Annotated in this window: 4 protein-coding genes and 1 tRNA gene; 2 read left to right on the top strand and 3 right to left on the bottom strand. The window is 71.1% G+C overall.

Annotation, left to right across the window (positions count from 1 at the left end; all coding sequences use genetic code 11):
• From VXC91_RS42300 to VXC91_RS42310, 3 genes are all read right to left on the bottom strand, one after another.
• A partial coding sequence (locus VXC91_RS42300; RefSeq protein WP_329512670.1) for a DEAD/DEAH box helicase occupies positions 1-1656 on the bottom strand: 1656 nt, incomplete at its 3' end.
• A gap of 267 nt (positions 1657-1923) precedes the next feature.
• Positions 1924-2451 (bottom strand): hypothetical protein, encoded by a 528-nt coding sequence (locus tag VXC91_RS42305; RefSeq protein ID WP_329512671.1) that lies wholly within the window; start codon positions 2449-2451, stop codon positions 1924-1926.
• A 232-nt stretch (positions 2452-2683) separates the two neighbouring features.
• A complete protein-coding gene (locus tag VXC91_RS42310) occupies positions 2684-3034 on the bottom strand; it encodes a metallopeptidase family protein (RefSeq protein ID WP_329512672.1) in 351 nt (116 codons plus the stop codon).
• An 86-nt stretch (positions 3035-3120) separates the two neighbouring features.
• Here VXC91_RS42310 and VXC91_RS42315 point away from each other — a divergent pair, with 86 nt between their 5' ends.
• Complete coding sequence (locus VXC91_RS42315) at positions 3121-4737, top strand: metallophosphoesterase family protein (protein ID WP_329512673.1); 1617 nt, start codon at positions 3121-3123, stop codon at positions 4735-4737.
• Positions 4738-4817: 80 nt separating this feature from the next.
• Positions 4818-4890: transfer RNA gene (locus tag VXC91_RS42320), tRNA-Glu, on the top strand.
• Positions 4891-4925: the final 35 nt, after the last annotated feature.

Consider the following 4925-nt stretch of genomic DNA (forward strand, 5'->3'; position numbering starts at 1 on the left):
ACCACGGTCGCCGTCCCGACGCTCGAAACCACGGTCACGATCACGGTCGAAACCGCGGTCACGGTGGAAACCGCCCCGCTCGTCGCGGCGTTCCCGGCGCTCGTACGACGAACCGGCCGACCGCTCCTCACGCTCGGCGCGCGCGCCCCGTTCGGCACGCTCGACCTCCTGGGCGGTCGGCTGCTCGGGCACCGAGATCTCCGCGACCGGCTCCTCGACGGGCTCCTGCGACGCATCGGCCGCCGCCTGGACCGCCGCCTCCGGGTCCTCGCCCCGCTCCCGCGCGGCGCGGGCGATCAGCCGGTCCGCTTCCTCGCGCAGTTCGGCCGCGCGCCGAGTGGCGCGCTCCAGCTGCTTGGTCAGCTGGGTGACCTCCCGCTCGGCCTGCTGCGCGGCGTTGCCCGCGGACTCGGCCTGGACCTCGGTCATGGACCGGGCGCCGGTGATCTCGGCGACCTCGGGGTCGAACGCGGCACCGCCCTGGATGATGTGGCGCGAGGCGTCGACGCCCGCGTCCTCCATCAGACGGAAGATCTGGCGCCGCTGGTGCGGCAGGGCGAGGGAGACCACCGTGCCGGTGCGGCCGGCGCGGGCCGTGCGTCCGGCGCGGTGCAGGTAGTCCTTGTGGTCACCGGCAGGGTCCACGTTCAGGACGAGGTCGATCCCGTCGACGTGGATGCCGCGGGCCGCGACGTCCGTGGCGACGAGCACGTTCACGTAGCCGTCCTTGAAGTCGGCCAGCGTCCGGGTGCGCGCGCCCTGCGTCATCCCGCCGTGCAGCGCGTCCGCCTTCGCACCGGCGTCGCGCATCTGCTCGGCGACACGGTCGGCACCGAGCTGGGTGCGGACGAAGACGATGGTCCGCCCCTTGCGGGAGGCGATGGCGGCGGTGACCGGGGCCTTGTCCTTGGGCTTCACGATGAGGATGTGGTGCGACATGGTCGTCACGGCGCCCTGGGCGGCGTCGACCTCGTGGCTCACCGGCTCGTTCAGATACCGGTCGACGAGGGTCTGGATCTCGTTCTCCATGGTCGCGGAGAAGAGCATGCGCTGGCCGCCGGCCGGCACCTGGTCGAGCAGCTCGGTGACCTCGGGCAGGAAGCCCAGGTCGGACATCTGGTCGGCCTCGTCGAGCACCGCGATCTGCACGTCCTCGAGAGAGCAGGCACCCCGGTTGATGATGTCGCGCAGCCGGCCGGGCGTGGCCACCAGGATGTCCACACCGCGCTCGAGGGCGTAGATCTGGTTCGCCATGGACGTGCCGCCGCACACGACCTTCATCTTCAGCCCGAGCACATCGCCGTAGGGCTGCAGCGCGTCCGCGACCTGCATGGCCAGCTCACGGGTCGGCGTGAGGATCACGGCTCGCGGCTTCTTCTTCTCGGTGCGGCCGCCGGCCAGGGTGGCGAGGGTCGGCAGGCCGAAGGAGAGCGTTTTGCCCGAACCCGTACGGCCGCGGCCGAGGATGTCCTTGCCGACCAGGGCGTCCGGGATGGTCGCGGCCTGGATCGGGAAGGGGACGGTGACGCCGTTCTGGGCGAGCTTGCGGACGATGCCCTCGGGCAGACCGAGATCGGCGAAGGTCACCTCGGGAGCGGTTTCCTCGTCCTGGGTGTCCTCGGACAGGACGACGTGGTCAGTGCTGACAGCAGACATGCGAAATGCGAACCTTCCGGAGTTCACGGCACGCGCCCAAACATCCGTGAAGTCGCATTCGACCGCCTCTATGCGGTCCGGCCACGGCAAGGGAGAGTACGCGCCACACGCGGCGCGTCTTCTAGGCGCCGGGCAAATGGGATCAAACGATCTACCACCATACGCACCCGCCCCGGTCGAGTGCAAACCAAGCCCCGCCCGCCCCGGGTGACCCTCACCACACGAGCGCCTCGCCCGGTCGTGAGCGCGGTCATGCCGGCCGGGCTGCTACATCGCCGGAGCGCCCGCACGGGGCGCCGGCTCCCGCTGCATCAGCTGCGTGGTGGTCTGCTCGTGCGCCGAGGACGAGGGCTCGGCGGTCGTCGGGGTGGGCGAGGGGGGATCCGGCTGGCTCGTCGGCGTCGGATCGGCCGTGCTCTGCGTCGGAGTCGGATTCCCGTCCGTCGGAACGGGAGGCCCCCCTCCGTCACCTCCCTTGCCGTCGGTGTGCCCGGCGGTCGGCTTGCCGTCCTTGCCCTTGCCGCCGCGCTTGGACTCCGACGCGGACGGGAACGCGGAGGCCCCGGACGACTCGTCCGGATCGGTCGAACCTCCCTTGACCGCCGCCCCGCCGAGACCCCCGCCCACACCCTGGCCCACCGCCGTCCCCCCGTCCGGTGCACCCCCGCCGTGGCGTCCCGCAGAGTGCGACGGGGAGGGACTGCCCGCGTCGTCCCCCACGCTCATGCAGCCGGCGGCCGCGGCGACGACCATGACCGCGGCGACCAGACGGACGGGTAGATAACAGGCGCGCACGGGCAGCCACCTCCGATAGGGGTCTCCCCTGCCCGTGAGGATCCCCCTGTCCGAGTGGAACCGAGAACCTGGGGAGCGGCCGAGAGCGCGGGGAAGGTGCGAGGAGTCCCCCTGCCCAACTCCCCTCACCCACAGGAGGACACGCGCCCGGGGGGAGAACGTCACGCGTCCGGCGAACCGCGTCCGCGGTCACCGAAGGCCGACGCCCGCCCACGCGTGCCGTCGGTTGCCGTCACCCGTAGCCGAGTGCGTGCAGCCGGGCGTCGTCGATCCCGAAGTGATGTGCGATCTCGTGGACCACCGTCACCTCGGTCTCCGCCACCACGTCCTCGCGTGTCTCGCAGATCCGCAGGGTCGGCCCCCGGTAGATGGTGATCCGGTCCGGGAGCACTCCCGCGTACCACTCTCCGCGGTCCGTCAGCGGAGTCCCCTCGTACAGTCCGAGCAGCTCGGGATCGTCCGCGGACGGCTCGTCCTCGACGAACACCGCCACGTTGTCCATCAGCCGCGTCAGCTCCGGCGGGATCCGGTCGAGCGCCTCCGCGACCAGCTCCTCGAACTCCTCGCGCGTCATCTCCAGCACAGGGCCATTGTCCGGTACGACGACCCTCGAAGGAGAGCCGTACGTCGTCCCGCATACCAACCAGGGAATTTGGGCATACGGGACCAATGGTCCGCGTCCCCGTCGCAGCTCCGCATGGGATACGAAGGGCGTCACGCACGCTCGCCCGGCACTACCGCTCGCTCCGCCCCCATCCGTCCGCCGAACTGGTCCCACAGCCCCACCCGTGGCTCAGGGCGCTCGGCATGGTCGCCGTCGTGCTCCTGGGCGCCTGGCTCGGCCTGCTCATCGTGGGCAACGTACGCGTCCCGGTGGGCCCCATGAACACCACCATGACCCTGCGCCCCTCGCTCGCCGGCGGTACGAAGATCAACGTCTCCCCGCTCGGCGCCCTGGAGCTGAACAGCCACGAGGCACCCGTCCGCCTCGACGTGAACGTCGACCAGCTCGACCCGGACCGCGCCCGGGCCCTGGTCGACCACCCCGAGCGGATCTCCGGACTCCAGCAGGAGATCGCCCACGACGTCGAACACGGCACGCTCGACCTGGCCGTGCGCTCCTGCATCGCGGTGGTCGCCGGCGCCACCGCCCTCGGGTTGGTCGTCTACCGCCGACCACGCCGTGCCCTCGCCGCGGGCGGTCTGGCACTCACCCTCCTCGCGGCCTCCGGAGCGACGGCCTACGCCACCTGGAACCCCAAGTCGGTCCTGGAGCCGAAGTTCTCCGGACTGCTCTCCTCCGCCCCGTCCCTGGTCGGCAACGCGCGCAGCATCGTCACCGAATTCGATGTCTACCAGAAGGAGTTGGCGCGCCTGGTGACGAACGTGACGAAGCTCTACGACGTCACGTCCACCCTCCCCGCCTACCAACCCGATCCGACGACCATCCGGGTCCTGCACGTCTCCGACATCCACCTCAACCCGGCGAGCTGGAAGATCATCGGGTCGCTGGTGGAGCAGTACAAGATCAATGTGATCGTCGACTCGGGCGACACCATGGACCACGGCACGGCCGCGGAGAACGGCTTCCTCGATCCGATCGCCGACCTGGGCGCCCCGTACATCTGGGTCCGCGGCAACCACGACTCCCTCACCACCCAGCGCTATCTGGAGCGCATGAAGAACGTCCGTGTGCTGGACGACGGCAAGGCGGTGACGGTGGCGGGTCTGCGCTTCGCCGGTATCGGCGACCCTCAGTTCACCCCCGACCGCTCGGTCGAGCCGGGCGGCGACCGCGCCGAGGAGCTGGCGGGCGCCCGCCTGGCCTCCGCCCTGAGCGACCAGAAGGCGGCCGGCACCCCGGTCGACATCGCGATCGCCCACGAGCCCACGGCCGCGCGCGAGACGGACGGCGAGGTGCCGCTGGTCCTGGCCGGGCATCTGCACCACGAGCAGACGGAGATCATGAAGTACGGCACCCGGCTGCGCATCGAGGGCTCGACGGGCGGCAGCGGGCTGCGCGCGGTCGAGCACGAGTACCCGGCCCCCATCGAGGCCTCGGTCCTCTATCTGGACCGGGACACCCGGCACCTGCAGGCCTGGGACGAGATCAGGCTCGGAGGCCTGGGCCAGACGACGGCCGAGGTGTCACGCCACCTGGCCGAGGAGAACCAGCCCGGTGCAGGCGCCACCCCGGGTACCACGCCCCCGACCGGCACACCGACCGGCGGCTCCGGCCCAAGCCCGGCCCGCCCTGGCGCGCCCCCCGCGTCGAGCGCTCCCTGAACTGTTTTGGCGAACCCTCTCCCCATCCCATATGCTTCTCACGTCCCCGACGCGCCGAGAGGCGCGCAGGCGGGCCGATAGCCCTCATCGTCTAGCGGCCTAGGACGCCGCCCTTTCAAGGCGGTAGCACGGGTTCGAATCCCGTTGGGGGCACGCACCGCCATGTGCGACACTGTCGTACGCATGCT

This window comes from Streptomyces chiangmaiensis (assembly GCF_036281785.1).
Taxonomy (GTDB): Bacteria; Actinomycetota; Actinomycetes; order Streptomycetales; family Streptomycetaceae; genus Streptomyces; species Streptomyces chiangmaiensis.

Coding starts and splice junctions, on each gene's coding strand:
- VXC91_RS42315 (WP_329512673.1), top strand. CDS start 3,121: ATGGTCCGCGTCCCCGTCGCAGCTCCGCATGGGATACGAAGGGCGTCA.